Here is a 17,325-nt window from a genome sequence, read left to right as displayed (position 1 = left end):
GAGGAATATTTCCTGTAATATGAAAGAAGCCAGCCGGTCTGTAGACCCCGGCTGGCTGTCGTGAATATATTCGCCTGTAAGCTACTCGAATAGGCCCATGCTTAAATATCGTTCGCCCGTATCCGGGGCGATACATACGACGCGCCGTCCTTCGTCCAGCTTCCGGGCGATTCCGAGCGCTGCCCAGACCGACGCGCCTGAGGATGGACCAAGCAGCAGACCCTCTTGTCTCGCGAGCGCTCTCATCGTGCTGATGGCATCCTCGTCGGAAACCTGTATGATTTCGTCGTAAACGGAAGTATTCAGAATGTCGGGAATAAAGCCAGGACTCGTGCCGACCAGCTTATGGGGACCTGGCTGCCCTCCGGAGAGGACGGGCGAGCCCTGCGGCTCCACAACGGCGACGTACAATTCCGGCAGCAGCTCCTTAAGCTTCTCGCCCGTACCGGTTATCGTACCACCCGTACCTGCCGTTGCCACGAACGCATCCAGCCTGCCGCCGGTTTGCTCCATAATTTCTAGCGCAGTCGTCCGGCGGTGAATATCGGGATTTGCTCTATTCTTGAATTGATTCGGAATAAAGCTTCCCGGGTGTTGAAGCTGCAGTTCCTCCGCTTTGCGTATAGCGCCGGGCATCCGCTCGGCTGCCGGCGTAAGCTCTACCTTTGCGCCGTAAGCCTTTAGAAGCTTGATTCGCTCCGTCGACATATTGTCCGGCATGACCAGAATCAGCTTATATCCTTTAGCCGCGGCATTCATCGCGAGACCGATTCCAGTGTTGCCGCTCGTAGGCTCGATTAGGGTTGCACCTGGATGGATCATGCCATCGCGTTCGGCTGCTTCGATAAGCGCGAATGCCGCCCGGTCCTTGACACTGCCGCTGGGGTTTAATTTCTCCAGCTTCACATAAACTTCGGCATTTCCGGGCTCGATGATCCGGTTTAAGCGGACGATCGGCGTTTCTCCGATTAATTTCGTAATATCGCTTACTGCTCTCGCCATTGTTTCAACCTTCTCCCTTGCTTACATGCCTTTTAATTGTAGTCTTGCAGGTCACGACTTGATTATGACGTTTTCGGCTTCGCCTTCCCTTTTATGCGGCTTCTCCTGTTCCCTTCTCGCACATCGCTATGCTGTTCTTGCAGGAATGGACGAATGAACCACCAGCCCGCGATCGGCACGACGCCGACTCCCAACAGCAGCCATGTGATCGCTCTCGGCGAATCCGTAATGGGCAAAACAATGAGATATGCCGACAAACCTGCCATACGTCCCAGCGTCAATCCCGCTTCCCTTAACACGACGAATTCCTCTCTATGGCTTGCGCTTTCCCTGGATTCGCCGATTAGATCGAAAACACGGGACGTCATCGGGATAATGTACAGCGGCATGAACAAGGAGGTGCCGATACCGAACATCAGCAAGGTCGTATACGAGACCTGCCAGAACAACGGCAGGATGACAAGGCTGATCATAACGACACCGATCAGCATGCCCGTCAAACGCCGATGCGGCTTCAGCCATTTGCCCACCGCCCAAAAGCTGATCAATGCAACAAAGGACGTTATAAGCGAATACGTACCGAGCTTGCTTTCATCCTTTGTGGCAATATAGACCGTCAAACCCACGAGGAACATAAACACGCCCTCCCGCACGCCTTGCGCCACGATGGCCGGAAACATTCGCCTCCATGAATTTCCTTTCGAGGAGAGCTGCCTCAAGCCGTACAGCCAATCATAAGTTCCTTCAGCCTTGCGTTTCTTCAACCAGAAGCTTAGCACGACGCTGGCCGCGAAGATGGCAAGCGAAAGGGTAAAAATGAGACGGTATCCCTTCTCTCCCTGCATGGTCGTAATCAGCAAGCCCGATATCCATGGCGCCAGTATGCCTGCCGTGGAACCAAGAAGACCAGCCCATCCATTGTAGGAATCCCGCGTGTCCGGTTCTGTTACTTCAAAGTAAACGACGTTGCAGGCAATCCAGAACATGCCCATCGCAATGCCGTTAAGGGCGCCAAGCGGGACTGCCCATGTCTTGGCGGCCGTGCCCAGCAGCAACACCGCGCAATAGAATACGCCCGAGAGCGCGATGCCGACCCTCAGGCTGTTCATCTTGTTGTGCTCCTTTACCCACTTGCCCACGACCCAAAAGGTAAGTCCGCCGAGTACAAATTGGGCGAAGGTAAACCAGCCGATCAGCATATACGACTCGCTTGCCTTCCATAGATAGACCGGCACAAACGTTCCCGAGAGCGCGTTCGCTACGCCGTACATCGCTTGGACGATCAGTAGCAGGGCAGCTTGTTTGTCTAATTTCGCCAAAACATAACCTCCTGCCGCAGCTTTATCCTGCGGCCATCGTAAATATGTTTTGTAAGATGCCCCGATTGCCGCCCACTATGCCCGTCCAATCTTGGAAGCTGCCCTCCTGACGGCTTCTATTCCCGCTCGGACAGCTTGCCCATCATATACTCCCGATCGCCGGCACTCAGCTGCGAAGATGTTGCGAAGCAGGATGGACAGACGTACCAGACGATACGGAATGGCGATGGCAGAAACGGTTCTCCAATGACCTCGGGCGCAGTTGGCACGAAACCTTCTCCGCCCAGAACTTGCGTCCCCGCTTCCAACATATATTCCCTGCAGTTTGGACATTCCGGAACCTCATACTGCGCCTCCGTGATCTCCTGAATGACGCCTTGCGCTGCTAAAGTGCTTCTGGTAGCTCCTATGTACCCTTCCTGCTCGGCGGCCCAATCCGCTTCGCTATCGTCGTCCGTGTCGTTCCATTCCGGAAGATCCATGTCCTCTTCATCTATGTCGTCACTTTCCCCGCCGTCTCCGATGCCGATGTTCATCGTACGGTAGCCGCTCAGTTCGTTCTCGCAATGCGGGCAATGAGACTCCGGCCCAATCTCCTCATCCCAAGTAATCTCCGTTTGGCACCAAGGACAAATTTGCTTTTCTTCCATCGCTACAGTTCTCCTTCATTTCTCATCTAACATCCATCATGTATTCATAACGTAAATAATACCGACCACAAAAAACAATATCGCCACGACAAGCAGCGTAATCCAAAGATACTTCACTCTTTTAAAAAACCTCCTCTAAACTCCTGAGAATTAAAATAAAGGTTCAAAAAGTTCGGTTTTCAGTACCGAGAAGATTGAATGAAGCTAGAAACTGAGGAACGGAGCGTAGCAGCGCTACGTGAGTACCGGAAGTTTCGGCTGAGTTCAATATTCGATGTCGAATAAGCTTCTAGAAATACTTCGTAATGGAAAGCGGACTTTTTGAACTACCGCTCTAATCCACGATGACGGTGGCTCCGATGATGTAGGAAAGCGATACGGAGATGATCATGGCGATCAACCCGACCGCACGGTTGTCGCGCGAGATCTCCTCGTCGATCCGGAAGACGGGGGTCAGGAACTCGAACAGGAAGTACGCCACGAGCAAAATAATAAAGCCGTACGCTCCCCAGATCAGACTTTCGTAGATGCTGTCGTTCGCTTCGACGGAGAAGCGGAAGATGTTGCATATACCGAATATTTTGCCCCCGGTTGCCATAGCCACCGACACGTTGCCTCGCTTGATCTCGTCCCAGCACTTGTACTTCGTCACCAGCTCGAACACCGACAGAAAAACGATCAGCGACAGCACGGTGACGGATACGAATACCAGCGAGGACGCATACGGATTGTCCAACAGCTTATCGATCTCCGATTCCTTCATTACCCCAACCTCCTACTTCAGCTCGGCAACTGTAACCCCTATGCCGCCTTCGCCGTAATTGCCGTTCCGGAAGCTCTTCACATGGGAGTGCTTGCGCAAATACTGCTGGATGCCCGTGCGAAGAATGCCCGTCCCCTTGCCATGAATAATATAAACCTGACCGAATCCCGACAGGAACGACTCGTCCAGGAATCGGTCCACTTCCATGATGGCTTCCTCCAGGCTTTCGCCGCGCAGATCCAGCTCCATCTTGACGTTATCGTCGCGTGTGCGGTTCAAGCTCGCCCCTGACTGTTTAGGCTGAACGGCTTTGGCAGCGTCGGCCGCCTTCGGCTTGAGCAGCTCCATATCATCCAGCGCGACCTTCATCTTTAGAATGCCAAGCTGTACGGTGGCGTCCGAGCCGTGCACCTCGAGCACGGAGCCCTTCTGGTTCAAGCTGTACACCATTACCTCGTCGCCAGGCTCGATCTTGCCTTGTTTGCCCGCCGACTTGACTTTCTTGGTCTGTACCTGCGGAGACGCCTCATCAAGCTTCCGCTTTGCTTCGATCAGCTTATGCTCCTTGACAGAAGCGCCCTCCTCCATCGCCAGCTTGCGCAAGTCGGCGATAATGACCTCCGCCTCCCGCTTCGCCTTGGCGACAGCTTCCCTTGCTTCTTCCTGCGCCTTCAGCAGCAGCTTCTCCTTCTGTTCCTCGAAGCGGAGACGCTCCTCCTCGTGCTTCGCGCGTTGCGCCTCCATCTGCTTCCGCAGCGCCTCCGCGCTCTGACGTTCCGATTCGGCGCTGATCCGGTTCTCCTCCAGCGACGCGATCATGTTCTCCACGCGCAGATCCTCTTCGCTGACCTCGCCTCGCGCATGATCGATAATAGAACGCTGCAAGCCCAGCCTCTCCGCGATCGCAAACGCATTGCTTCGACCCGGCACGCCGACCAAAAGCCGGTAAGTTGGACTTAAGGTTGCGATGTCGAACTCCATGCTGGCGTTGATAACCGACTTGCGATTATAAGCATAAGCTTTGAGCTCGCTGTAATGCGTCGTCGCGATAATACGGCTGCCCCGAGCATGAATATGCTCCAAAATCGCAATCGCCAGAGCGGATCCTTCCGCGGGGTCCGTTCCTGCTCCCAACTCGTCGAGCAGCACAAGGCTCTTGGCGGTCATGGAGCCCAAAATGCGAATGATGTTCGTCAAATGGCTGGAGAACGTACTGAGGCTCTGCTCGATACTTTGCTCGTCGCCGATATCCGCGTAGATGGCATCAAATACGCATAACTGACTGCCATCCTCGGCTGGCACGAACAATCCCGACATTGCCATCAGGCTCAGCAGGCCCACTGTTTTGAGCGATACCGTCTTGCCCCCCGTATTGGGACCCGTCACGATAATAGCCGTGTAGTTATTGCCAAGCTCGACGTCGAGCGGAACGACCTTATCCTTATCGATCAAAGGATGCCGGCCGCGCTTCAGCTTCAAAAACCCTCTGTCGTTCATTCGAGGCTGGGTTGCCTTCATCTCGTGCGCCATTCTTGCTTTCGCGAACGCGAAGTCCAGCTCTGCCAGCAGCTCCAGATCGATCAGCAGTTCTTCCCCATGATCGGCGGCTTGGGCCGTCAATTTTTGCAAAATTTTCTCAATCTCGCGCATTTCGGCTGCCCGAGTCTCTCTGAGCTTGTTGTTCATCGCTACGATCGCTTCCGGCTCGATAAAGAGAGTGGCGCCCGATCCGGATTGATCGTGTACGATCCCTCCAAAGCTGCCGCGATATTCCTGCTTCACCGGAATGACATAACGGTCGTTGCGCAAAGTAATCAACGTGTCTTGCAGCATCTTCTGCACGCTTGACGAGCGGATCATATTCTCGAGTTTCTCGCGAATGCGCCCCTCGCCGCTCCGCAGCTCCCTTCGGATCGAAGCAAGCTCCGGGCTGGCATGATCCAGCACTTCCCCGTTCTCGTCGATGCAGTCCAGGATGGCGTCTTCCAGCGGCTTATGCTCCGCAAGGCCGGATGCCGTCATGGACAACATCGGAAGCGGATGCTCGTCGTGAATGCTCTCGATATGACGTTTCACCCTGCGGCCGCCGCGTGCAGTCGAGGCGATATCGAGCAGCTCTCCGGGATTTAAGGTGCCTCCGATTCTAGCGCGAAGCAAGGACGGACGGATATCGACGATGCCGCCGAACGGCGCGCTGCCCTTAAGTCTGTCGGCCGCATAAGCTTCGTCCGTTACCTGCAGCAGCGCCTTCACGGACTCGAGCTTCGTTTCCGGCTGCAGCGCCTCCGCGATGCTTTTGCCCAGCGACGTGCTGGCATGCTTCGTTAATTTATCTATAATTTTGGGATACTCAAGCGTTGTCAATATTTTGGAATCCAACAAATAACACTCCTCTCGCCCTTTTATTATAGCCGAACCTTGAACGCGATGCACGATTCGGCGCATCTTTGAATACGGGTATTGCCGCCTTCACATGAATTGATGAAATTATGACCATACTAAGTACAGCAGCAACCGTTCCATCTCCTGTTTCAGGGCAGACTTTATATGGCTTCGCCTGCAGCTTCACCATTCCACGAAGGAGGTAATGCATGTGACTTTTCTAGGCCATGTCGTTAGGTTTATCGTTTCCGCGCTTGTCTTGATGCTCGTAGGGTTTATCGTGCCGCAGTTCAGCGTGGGAGGCTTCTGGAGCGCCTTCTTCCTGGCGCTTGTCATCGCAGCATTGGGCTGGATTATCGAAGGCATCTTCGGCAAAAAGGTTACGCCTTTCGGTCGCGGCATCGTCGGCTTCATAGCCAGCGCGGTCGTCATCTGGCTCGCCCAGTTCATCGTCGGAGGCGTCACTGTCACTTGGCTCGGCGCGATTCTGGCCGCGCTTGTTATCGGGATTATCGATTTGTTTATCCCGGTAAGCACGCCTTATGAAGCCGGTCGCAATCGCCACGATTAATCAGAGCTTCGCCCGCGCCGATCGCGATGATCGCCGCAACGCAATGGACAGCAAGATCGCTGCCGGATGACAAACCTTTGCCTGCCAGAAAAAGGGGCAAAGGTTTGTTTTCTTTTTTATTATATAGGAAGAGGACGCGGAGCCGTTTCACCTTGCTAACAATTTTGTCAATCCTTTGTCAAGGAGTTGTCACCTGTTCTCCTTTATCATGTCCAATATTAGGATACAATGAAAGGGTAAGAATATTTATAGCCATTCAAGAGGTTGTTCAAAAAGTCCGCTTCTCGGTGCTGAAAACCGAACTTTTTGAACTCTCAATTTAAGGCTGAAAGGGGATATCATTGATGAAAAAATGGATCGTATTCGCATCCATTCTAACATTGGCTCTGGTCATCGCGGCTTGCGGAGCCAATAGCGGGGGAAGCAACGGCGGAAATAGCGGGGATGTGGTTGCCGTCGACGCTGCCGTAAAACCGACTTCCGAAGTCGTTGTGACCGCAACCGATTGGAAATTTGATCAGCAGGAATATCAAGTCAAAGCAGGAGAACCGGTTGCGCTGACACTGAAGTCCGTTGGCGGCGTTCACGGCGTGCAAATTTTGAAGACCAAACATACGATAGGCAACAACGAATCCGTTACGCTTCAGTTCGACAAGCCTGGCACTTACGATATCATTTGCAACTTGCCATGCGGCGGCGGACATGCCAAGATGAAAGCGAAGCTGGTCGTTACCTAACAGCACTAAACACCATTTACCCGGAGCCGCGCGCAGCTTTCGATTCCTGCCGCAGTGCTCCGGGTCTATTATTTTATACATAAGATTTATCAGGAATATTTGGCTTCACGGTCAAAAAGTTTGATAGCCCCTTGCCTTCCATTGGGCTTGCCGCTTTGATAAGATGGACACATTACCAGTGAACGGGAGGAATGCTTGTGGGAGCTATGAATACTCGAATTGCCTTGATCAGCGGGGCCGGAACGGGATTGGGGCGCGCGACGGCAATCGCCTTCGCTGCGGAAGGAGCGGAGGTCGTGCTGTTGGGACGCCGCCGCGATAAGCTGGAGGAGACGGCCGCCCTTGTGCAGGACCGTACGGGTAAAACGGCGCTCGTGTTAAAGACGGATGTCACGGAAGAATCGCAAGTCACGGATGCTATTCGCACAACTCTTAAGCGTTACGATCGCATCGACGTGTTGCTTAACAATGCCGCTATCCTGGAGTCGGGCTCCGTTGCCGAGCTGTCCGCAGACGATTGGCAGAAGCAGATCGACACGAATCTGACGGCGCCGTTCCTGCTCACGAAAGCCGTTTTGCCGGCCATGCGCAAGCAGAAGTACGGACGCATCATTAATATAACATCCAGCTTGTCGAGAAATGGCGCAGGCGGTTATGCCGCTTACAGCGCCGCAAAGGCCGGACTGGAGTCATTAACGCGCTCCATCGCCGACGAGGAGCATGAGCACGGCATTCTGGTCAACCTTTACAACCCCGGCACGCTCCGCACGGAGATGCACGCCACGGGCAAGGATCCAGCCATCGTGACGCCCGATATCGTCCGTCTTGCGAGCCTCTCCTTCGGAGGACCGACGGGAACGATCCATTCCTACGGGTGATCGCAAGCGTCTGCCCTTCCCAAAGACTGGTAGAATAATAACCGATTCAGCTTGGGAATATGGAACGCGAGGATCAGGGTTGTTCCCGGGCTGAAGAGGGTGGCCGTTTCCAAACCTAATCGCCCCGGATCATCCCTCTTTAATAATATGGTCTGCCGTACGGAAGGCCAGCGCCATAATCGTCAGCACCGGGTTAACGCCCCCGTTCGTAACATGCAGCGAGCCGTCGCTCACCCACAGATTGTCATAGCCGTGTACGCGTCCCGTTGGATCGGTGACCGATGTCAGAGGGTCGTTACCCATCCGCAGAGTGCCCGCTTGATGCTGCCCCCCGCTTAGTCCGCCTCCCGGCCGGGTTCTCCATACCTCTCTCGCGCCCGATGCCCACAGCCATTTCTCCGCTTGCGCGCCCAGCATTTCCGCTGCCCGCAACGATTCGGGATGCACGCCTCCTGAGAGCGCGGCTACCGGAAGACCAAACGCATCTCTGACCGTCCGCGATAGACGGACTCTGGATTCGGCGCTCGGAATTTCCTGGATCGGCCCCTGGATCTGGCTGGTGCGAGAATAGCCTTCCCGCATATGTTCTTTGCCTGCCCTTCCCCATCGGATCGCGTTCGGAGACAAGGCTCGATACCAATGAACAAGCGGCAGCCTGGTGAAGTCGTTAGCCAGCAGTCCTCCGCCGATAATTCCGTTCTCCGGATGATGGTCGAATCGCAAAGTAGCGATACTGACACCCGGGCCTAATCCGTCCTGCAAAGGTTCTTCGAACAAGCCGTATGCGCCGGAGTAGACATGACCTTGCAAATGTCTTCCCACTTGCCCGTTCCGATTGCCGATTCCGTCGGGCTCGTAATCGCTGCCGGAATTGAGCAGGAGACGCGCGCTTTCGATAGCCCCTGCCGCAACGACAACCTGGCCCGCTCGCACCTGTCTTCGCTGGATGATGCCCTTCTCGAGACGCGCAAGACGAACTCCCGTCGCATGTTTTCCTCCCTCCGTATCGATGCGCTCCGCCAACGTGTCGCAAACGAGATCGCAGTTGCCGGTGGCCATCGCCCTTGCCAGCATCGTATTATGCCCGCCATTTTTGCTGTTGGTCGGACAGGCAAAGCCCACGCATTCCCCGCAGCGTCCGCATGGTTGCCGGCCGTCCCGTTCAACCGAGTTGATCAGAAGCGGCACCGCCCCGGTTGCCCATCCCAGCTTGTTCGCTCCCCGAGCGAGCGCTTCCGCCTCCGCCGTAAACGGCAGCGCGGGCATGGGATAAGCGCGCGTACGCTTGCCTCGTCCCGGATGAGCATTACCGTCGCCCGAGACGCCTACTTCCCACTCTGCCCGATTATAGTAAGGCTCTAGATCCTCGTAAGTAATCGGCCAGTCGCTGAGCGAGCTCCCCTCCGGTATGCCATACCGGCTCGCCATTCGAAAGTCCTCGGGATGGAACCGCCACGCCTGCGCGCCATAGACGCGCGTGCCTCCCCCGAGCGTCATCGCGTTGTTGTGGTAATCCCCTTCGAACGGCGCTGTTATACGCTCTGCCCCGCTAGTCGTTGCAAAGGTGCGCGGATAGCCGACGGAATTCGGTCCCGTATTATGCCCGTATTTGCTAAACCGATGATTGCGCAAATGGTCCCTGCCGACCTCTTCGTAACGAAGCCAGCTTCCCCGCTCCACGACCAGCACCTGAAGCCCGGCCTCGGCCAATAGTGCCGCCGCCACGGAACCGCCCGCTCCCGCCCCGACGACTACGGCGTCGTATCTGTTTTTCAACTGGTCCAGCGGCGTAAGGATGAACTCGGGCTCATCGGGAGGTGTCCGAGTCGCCGAAGCCGTGCCGGAACGGAATCCTATCATTTCCCAGGACTTTCCTCCATGATTTCCGCCCGCCTCCGGACTTCCATAATAACCGTCGACGACCAGCTCCAGCACGGTGGAGAATAATAAGCGCGGCTCGGCCGAAGCCGGCCACCCCGGGTAGGAACCGCTCTCCGCTCCGCGCAGCAGCTCATCCTGTTGATCCTCAGTCAGCTTGACAAAGGGGGCTTTGTGCCGCTTTAATGCTTCCCCGTTCAACGCGCGAAGTCCCGGCTCGACGACGTCTGTCCAAACAACGGGTTCTTGCCTGGCGAAATGCTCCAGATAGGCCAGGACTCCCGCTTCGGCCGCCGATGGCCACTCGTCTTTCGGAATCAATCGATTGGCAACCGCTTGTAACATTTCTGCAGTTTCATATTGGCTCATTGACCCAATGCTCCTTCTTCTTAGTGGCTGGTTGTGGGCACAAAAAGACGCCTATCCCCTCCCGATGCAACCTGCACCAAGCTGGAATAGTCGTCCTTTAAGAGGATGTTCAAAATGTTTTGCGTCTAATAGATTCGAACGCTGCCGTCAGCTTTGCTCGATCATCTCGATCCATTCGTTGAATTCCGACTGCAGCTTCGAGTATTCGCGGCTGAGCTTGTTGTGATCGTCGAGCAAAGCGGAATGTTCGTTCAGCAACGCTTCCGCGGATTGAGCCGCTTGATCCCGCTCCTGCTGAAGCTCGTTCAGGCGTTCCTGCCAATCCTCCTGCACGTCGACGGAGGCGGCGGCTTCGCGCATGGCGAGCTCCATCCGCTCGCGCAATTCTTCTTCCATCGCGGCATAATCCTTGCCTGCCTTGTCCAAGCGCGCCAGCTCCGCTTCAAGCTCGCGAATCGACTGTTCTTGCTCGGCCAACTGCTTCTCGGCTTGCTCGGAACGCTCCATTGCCGCTTCCAGTTGACCGCTAGCGATTCGCTCCCGCGCCGCCAGCAATTCCAACTGAGCGATCAGTTCCCGCTCTTTCTGATCGCGATCCGCGACTTCGGCCGTCAAACGTCCAAGCTCGGTCTCGTTCTCCGACAATTGCTGGCTTAACCGGTTGGATTCGGCCGACGCCGCTTTCCATTGCTCTTCCAGCTCCGCGGCAAGCTCCATGGCTTCCGACTCGTTGCGGCCTCGTTGCTCCGCAAGCTGACGCTCAAGTTCGGCCATTCGTTCGCCGCTTGCGGCAAGCCGCTCGGAGAGCTCGCGTTCGGCAAGGCCGCGCAGGGCCAATTGATCGACCAATTCCTGTTCGCGCTCTTCGCGCTGCGCCAAATGCGCGGATAACTCCCGAACATGAGATTGAAGTTCGGCCAGCTGCCGTTGCTGCTCCTGCTCGTTCGACTTCAACTCCGCCAATTGATCGGAAAGCTCCCGCTCCCGCGAAGTCAGCGCGGACAATTGCTCCGACAGCTTCCGCTCGCTTGCGGAACGGGCAGCCAGCTCGGCGTTGAGCTCATGCTCGCGCGCATCCCGCTCATCCATCCAGACCTGTTCTTCCTTCTGCTGACGCGCCAACTGCTCCGACAATTCGATCCATCTGGACTCCGCCTCTTGCAGCTTCTCGGACAGCGTATGCTCCTGCGAAGTCAATTGAGCAAGCTGAACGGACAAAGATTGCTCCTTGGTTTCCAGTTGCGTGACGAGCTCCGACAGCTCTAGCGCTTCGAATTCCGCTTGGTCCAATCTGGCCGTGCGTTCTGTTTCTTCCTTGGCTTTAAGGGCAAGCTGCTGCGACAGCTCGGCCGCTTTTGTCTCCGCATCCTGAAGCCGAGCGGTCAGCGATCGTTCTTTTCCGGTAACCTGATCAAGCTGCTCTTTTAACGCTTGCTCCCCGGCGGCAGCTTGCTGAAGCTGCTCTGACAAGGACTCTTCTAGCGCTATAAAAGCAAGGATCCGCTCCTGCAAAGATTGTTCGCCCGCCGTCAATTGGGCAAGCTTCTCGGACAGCTCGTTTTTCTCCGAATCCGTTTCGCTCAGCTGGCCGGACAACGCCCGTTCGGCTGCCTCCAGCTGCGCCACTTGCTCCGACAGCTCCAGCGCTTCGAACTCCGCTTGATCCAGCTTCGCGGCGAGCTCGCTCTCGTCTGCCGATTTCTGCGACAGCTGCTGGGACAACGCATCGGCTTTGGCTTCCGCTTCGCGGAGCTGCCCCGTCAGGGTAAGCTCCTTCTCCGCCAATTGCGCCAAAAGCTCGGCTTGCTCCTTGACCTTCGAACCGGCTTCCAGCAACTGCTCGGACAGCGCTTTTCTGGCGGCTTCCAGCTCGGCTTTGTGCTGGCTCAACGATTGTCCGCTGTTTTCCAGCTCGTTTACCTGCAGGGACAGTGCGTTCCCTTGCTCGGTCAGCTCGGCCAACTGCCCGACGAGCGATTGTTCTTTTGCCGACATCTCCTCGATCCGCGCGCTTAGCGCCTGCTCCCTGATCGTCAGCTCATCCACTTGCTCCGCAAGGAACTGCTCCTGCGAACGCGACTGCTGGATCGACTCCGATAACGATTGTTCCTTCGCCGTCAATTGCTCGATACGCTCCGTAAGCAACTGCTCGTTCGCCGACAGTTCCTCGATCTGCGCCGTCAACAATTGCTCCTGCGAACGCGACTGCTCGATCTGCGCTGCTAGCAGTTGCTCCTGCGAACGCGACCGTTCGATCTCCTCCGCTAACGCGTGTCCTCTCGCCGTCAGCTGTTCGACCTGTTCAGTCAACGAGCGCTCACGCGACTGCAACTGCTGGAGTTCCTCCGTCAGCGACTGCTCCTTGGATTCCAGCTGCGTCATCTGCTCCAGCAGTTCCAATGCTTCAAGCTCCGCTTGCTCCAGCTTGGACGCGACCGCTTCCTCCCCGGCGGATTTTGAAGCCAACTGCTCCGCCAGCGCTTGTTCATTGGCAGCCTTGCGTTCCAGTTGCTCCGCCAGCGCTTGTTCATTGACAGCCTTGCGTTCCAGTTGCTCAGCAAGCGCTTGTTCATTGGCAGTCTTGCGTTCCAACTGCTCCGCCAGTTCCGCCGCATTCGCTTCGAGCTCCTCGACCATCGCCAACAGCATTTGCTCTTCTGCCGATTTACGCTCCAACTGCCCCGCGATCTCCGCGTTCCTTTGATTTTCCGCCAATAACTCGGCTTCTCTTTCCTGCTGAGCGATAGAAAGTTTGCTCTCATGCTCTTGGGACAATGCCGCCAGCTTGCTCTCGTAATCCAGCTTCAAGGAAGACAACTGCTCCTCGTAGCCGGACGCGCTGGCTGCCTTCTCAGACGCAAGCTCTGCCAGCCGCTCCTCGGCAACCTCCATTTGCTCGATCCATTCTTCCCGCTCCTGCTGGAGCTGCGATAGGGATGAACGCAGAATTTCCTCCTGCTCCATCGCGGCCATTATTCCTTCGTCCGCAGCCTGTATGCGCTGTTCAGCGGCTTCCTTATCCGCAAGGCTTTGTTGTTCCAGCTCGGCAATCCGGGTCAGCAGCTTATCGCGATCCTCCAGCCAGCCGCTTCGCCTGCGCTCCAGCTCCGAACGCCGTTCTTGCTCGACCTTCTCCAGCTCCGCTTTCCAAAACGTCTCGCGTTCCTCCGCTTGCCGATTTTGTTCTGCGGCGGCGGCATCGGCTGACGACGTCCATTCCGCTTCACGAAGCTCCCATTTCCGCTGCCATTCCGCCAGAAGCTTTTCCCGCTCCTCGTCCTTTTCCATGGAGAGTTCGGCAAGCGCCTGCTCCCGTTGCTGCTCCAGCTCGATAGCCGCGCGTTCCTTGGCTGCAGAGATGTCGGCCAGCTCCAGCATGACGGCATCCTTCTCGCCCACCAGCTTGGCGACAATGGCAGCCTTGTCCCTCTGTACCTGTTCGATCGCTCGTGCCTGCTCGTTCTTGAGCTCCTCCACAAGCTGCTCATGATCCTGCATAAAGGCAGCCAGCAGCTGCTCCTGCTCCGTCCTCAGCTCGACGATCGCTTGCTCCTTCTCCTGCATCAAGCCTGCAACCGTTTGCTCCTTTTCCAATGTCAAAGAGGCAATCTTTCCGTCACGGTCCGCCTCCAGCTTGGCCAGCTCCGTCTCCAGCCGACTCTTAAGCTGCAGCAGCTCCGCTTTGCTCTCCGCAATCAGACTGTCGCTGACGCGCTGCAGCTCGGCCTCATGCTCCTCCCGCAGCTGCTTCAAGCGTTCCTCCGCCAAACGCAACGCTTCGCTGTGGGCAGCCTCGTCAGCCTGCTTTTGCTCGTCCGCAAGCGCAAGCAGCTCCGCCAGCTCTTGTTCCGCCTTTTCCTGCGCCTGCCGCAGCCTCGCTTCCGAAGCCTGCTTCAGCTCGGATAGTCCAGCCTCCAGCTCGGAGGTTTTGCGCGTCTCCGCTTCCAATTGCTTGCTGATAACGCCAAGCCTGGCTTCTTCCTCCTGCAGCCGCGCATTGTCTTTCCGCAGCCGGAATACATCCTCCGTAATCTGCATGGCGCAGAGAACGGCAAGCTTTTGCATATCTAAACGAGGATACGTCTTCGCCAGCTTCTTCATGCTGTCGTCAATCGAGCTTGCAACCCTCTTCATATATTCTACATTGGAATGGCCTTTAAGCTTGTACTGAACACCATATATATCAACGGTTACAACGGTTTGATCTGCATCCACTGTGTCGTATCCTCCTATCGTCTCCATGTCGCAGATGCGCGCAAGAAAGCCGCATCGAAGTTCATGCTTGAACTAATTCGATGCGGCTGAGGTGGTTTCCTGCCTACTTCCGCAATTCTGCGCCAAAAGATTGTGCGAGGTGTCCGACGACCTCTGCATGCAGCGCAGTTACCTCTTCGTCCGTGAGCGTACGCTCCGCATGACGGTATACAAGCGACAAGGCAACGCTCTTTTTGCCGGCGCCCAGACGCTCGCCCGTAAAGACGTCGAACACGGAGATGGACTCCAGCAAAGCGCCTGCCGTGCGTGTCGCGGCGGCTGTCAGATCGCCCGCAGCGACGTCCGCGTTTACAACTACAGCAATGTCGCGTTCCATCGCCGGATAACGCGGCAGCGTGCGATAGACGATGTCGAAGTCCGCATATTCGTAGACGGGTTCAAGCTCAAGCTCTACAACGTACGTATCCGCGAGCTCCCACTCCAGCTGGCTTGCCGGGTGAAGCTGTCCGACGTAGCCGATTATCGAAGGTCCGGATTCCGTATCCAGCACAATCGCGGCCGTACGGCCCGGATGGAAGTGCTCCGGCTGTGCCGGCGCGTAAGTCAGCTTGCCGGCGATGCCAAGCACGGAAGCAATGGTCTCCACAATGCCTTTGGCATCATAGAAGTCGTAAGCCTCCGCTTTGCCGTTCCAGCTGCTTTGGACCCGATTGCCTGTCAGAAGCGCGGCGAACCGATGTTTTTCGCGAGGCAGACGGGTCAACGTCTCCTCGTCCGAATGGAACACGCTGCCGATCTCGAACAACGCGGCGGATTCGTTCTTGCGATTGCGGTTGTAGACGGCTGTCTCTACCAACTGTGCCAACAGCGATGTACGCAGCACGCTGCGCTCTTCGCTCATGGGCATCGATAGACGCACCGGACGCGCCCCTTCCGACAATGTCGGGAACATCTCCGTGCGGGCCGGGCTCGTGAACGAATAGCTGATGACCTCGTTTAGACCGGAATCAGCCAGACGTTTGCGCAGTTCGCGCCGAATGGCCTGCGGCTTCGTCAACGAGCCCGGAATCACGTCGCCGTGAATCGGCGTAGTCGGGATATTATCGTAGCCGTGCAGACGGGCGACTTCCTCAATGATGTCGACCGCTCTCGTAATATCGCCGCGGCGTGCTGGCACCTGAATCCGGAACGCGTCGTCCGCGCCGAAATCATAGTCGAACCGCAGGCGGCCCAAGATGGAGCGGACTTCGAGGCTCGACAGCTCCGTGCCCAGATAACCGTTGATCCGCGCGAGAGTTACTTCGACTACGGCTTTCTCCGGCGCCTTGGCAGCAGCTTGCACGATGCCGTCCGTTACGAGACCGGATGCCAGCTGCGCGATCAGCGATGCGGCGCGATCCAATGCCGGAATGACGCTGGCCGGATCCACTTCCTTCTCGAAGCGGATGCTGGATTCCGAGCGAAGACCGAGCTGGCGCGACGTCTTGCGAACAATGCCCCCGTCGAATCTGGCCGATTCCAGCAAAATATTCGTCGTGCCCGCCGCAACCTCCGTGCTTGCGCCGCCCATAACGCCCGCAAGCGCGATCGGCTCATTGCCGTCGGTAATGACCAGCATATGCGGCTCCAGACGGCGCTCTTGATCGTCAAGCGTGACCAGCGTCTCGCCTTCGCGAGCCATCCGCACTACGATTCGGCCCCCCGGCACTTTGTCGGCGTCGAAAGCATGAAGCGGCTGGCCGTATTCCAGCATGACGAAGTTCGTTACGTCCACGACGTTGTTGATAGGACGAATGCCGGCAGCCATCAGACGGTTCTGCAGCCAGGACGGCGACGAACCGATCGTTACGCCTTGAATGTATCTCGCGGTATAGTGCGGACATTGCTCCTCGGCTTCGACAGCTACAGATACGAGCCCTTCCGTCTTCGCGGCGGCATCATGCACGGCGTTGTCCGGAAGCTTTACCTCCCGTCCGGTCAATGCGCCGACCTCGTAAGCAACGCCCAGCATGCTGAGGCAGTCGGAGCGGTTCGGCGTCAGATCGAGCTCCAGCACCTCGTCGTCGATGCCTAGCACGCTTGCGATTGACGCGCCGATGCGAGTCGATTCCGGCAGCACCAGAATGCCTTCCTGCTGCTCCTTCGGCAGCAGCTTGTCATTCAGACCCAGCTCCTTCGCGGAGCAGATCATGCCTTGCGATTCTACGCCGCGCAGCTTCGCGCGCTTTATTTTGAAGTCGCCAGGCAACACCGCGCCGATTACGGCGACGGGCACAAGCTGTCCCGCGTCAACGTTTTTGGCGCCGCATACAATCTGCAGCTCCTCGCCCGTGCCCACGTCCACCTTGCACACGTTCAGCTTATCGGCGTCGGGATGTTTCTCCTTGGACACGACATGGCCGACAACGACACCCGTGACGCCTTTGTTGTGGGATTCCACGCCGTCGATCTCAATGCCGCCGCGCGTCATGCGTTCAGCAAGCTCTTCGGCGCTTAGGCCGGAAAGATCGATATATTCATTTAACCATTGATAGGATACTTTCATTTAGATACCGTCCCTT

Annotated in this window: 11 protein-coding genes; 3 read left to right on the top strand and 8 right to left on the bottom strand. The window is 56.6% G+C overall.

What is annotated here, in order from left to right; genetic code table 11:
• Nucleotides 1–81 precede the first annotated feature (81 nt).
• The 5 genes from cysK to KJW29_RS02445 all read right to left on the bottom strand — a co-directional run bounded on the left by cysK (nucleotide 82) and on the right by KJW29_RS02445 (nucleotide 6,113).
• Complete coding sequence (gene cysK, locus KJW29_RS02465) at nucleotides 82–1,002, bottom strand: cysteine synthase A (protein WP_214628625.1); 921 nt, start codon at nucleotides 1,000–1,002, stop codon at nucleotides 82–84.
• 62 nt (nucleotides 1,003–1,064) lie between these two features.
• Entirely contained in the window at nucleotides 1,065–2,321 is a 1,257-nt protein-coding gene (locus tag KJW29_RS02460) for an MFS transporter (RefSeq protein ID WP_246608549.1), read from the bottom strand.
• Between the two features lie 116 nt (nucleotides 2,322–2,437).
• A complete protein-coding gene (locus tag KJW29_RS02455) occupies nucleotides 2,438–2,971 on the bottom strand; it encodes a hypothetical protein (protein WP_214628624.1) in 534 nt (177 codons plus the stop codon).
• A gap of 334 nt (nucleotides 2,972–3,305) precedes the next feature.
• Nucleotides 3,306–3,734 (bottom strand): DUF350 domain-containing protein, encoded by a 429-nt coding sequence (locus KJW29_RS02450; RefSeq protein ID WP_187104644.1) that lies wholly within the window; start codon nucleotides 3,732–3,734, stop codon nucleotides 3,306–3,308.
• A gap of 12 nt (nucleotides 3,735–3,746) precedes the next feature.
• On the bottom strand, nucleotides 3,747–6,113 hold the full coding sequence (locus KJW29_RS02445; protein WP_214628623.1) for an endonuclease MutS2: 2,367 nt from the start codon (nucleotides 6,111–6,113) through the stop codon (nucleotides 3,747–3,749).
• A 214-nt stretch (nucleotides 6,114–6,327) separates the two neighbouring features.
• Here KJW29_RS02445 and KJW29_RS02440 point away from each other — a divergent pair, with 214 nt between their 5' ends.
• The 3 genes from KJW29_RS02440 (at nucleotide 6,328) to KJW29_RS02430 (ending at nucleotide 8,302) form a co-directional block, all read left to right on the top strand.
• On the top strand, nucleotides 6,328–6,687 hold the full coding sequence (locus tag KJW29_RS02440) for a phage holin family protein (protein WP_087566808.1): 360 nt from the start codon (nucleotides 6,328–6,330) through the stop codon (nucleotides 6,685–6,687).
• A 344-nt stretch (nucleotides 6,688–7,031) separates the two neighbouring features.
• The gene (locus tag KJW29_RS02435; RefSeq protein WP_214628622.1) at nucleotides 7,032–7,424 is read left to right on the top strand and encodes a cupredoxin domain-containing protein; all 393 of its coding nucleotides are present in this window, start codon (nucleotides 7,032–7,034) and stop codon (nucleotides 7,422–7,424) included.
• 206 nt (nucleotides 7,425–7,630) lie between these two features.
• Nucleotides 7,631–8,302 carry an SDR family NAD(P)-dependent oxidoreductase gene (locus KJW29_RS02430; RefSeq protein ID WP_246608790.1) on the top strand — a complete coding sequence of 224 codons (672 nt, stop codon included), beginning with the start codon at nucleotides 7,631–7,633 and terminating at the stop codon, nucleotides 8,300–8,302.
• Between the two features lie 129 nt (nucleotides 8,303–8,431).
• Here the strand turns inward: KJW29_RS02430 and KJW29_RS02425 are convergent, their stop codons facing one another.
• The 3 genes from KJW29_RS02425 to pheT all read right to left on the bottom strand — a co-directional run bounded on the left by KJW29_RS02425 (nucleotide 8,432) and on the right by pheT (nucleotide 17,309).
• Nucleotides 8,432–10,549 (bottom strand): GMC family oxidoreductase, encoded by a 2,118-nt coding sequence (locus KJW29_RS02425; protein WP_214628621.1) that lies wholly within the window; start codon nucleotides 10,547–10,549, stop codon nucleotides 8,432–8,434.
• Between the two features lie 147 nt (nucleotides 10,550–10,696).
• A complete protein-coding gene (gene zapA, locus KJW29_RS02420) occupies nucleotides 10,697–14,764 on the bottom strand; it encodes a cell division protein ZapA (RefSeq protein ID WP_214628620.1) in 4,068 nt (1,355 codons plus the stop codon).
• Between the two features lie 103 nt (nucleotides 14,765–14,867).
• Nucleotides 14,868–17,309, bottom strand: a complete 2,442-nt coding sequence (gene pheT / locus KJW29_RS02415) for a phenylalanine--tRNA ligase subunit beta (protein ID WP_214628619.1) — start codon at nucleotides 17,307–17,309, stop codon at nucleotides 14,868–14,870.
• Between the last annotated feature and the right edge of the window lie 16 nt (nucleotides 17,310–17,325).

It is taken from the genome of Paenibacillus agaridevorans, assembly GCF_018604145.1.
Classification (GTDB): Bacteria; Bacillota; Bacilli; order Paenibacillales; family Paenibacillaceae; genus Pristimantibacillus; species Pristimantibacillus agaridevorans.
The sequence above is the reverse complement of the archived record's forward strand: the minus strand, read 5'-3'. Positions and strand labels throughout refer to the sequence as shown.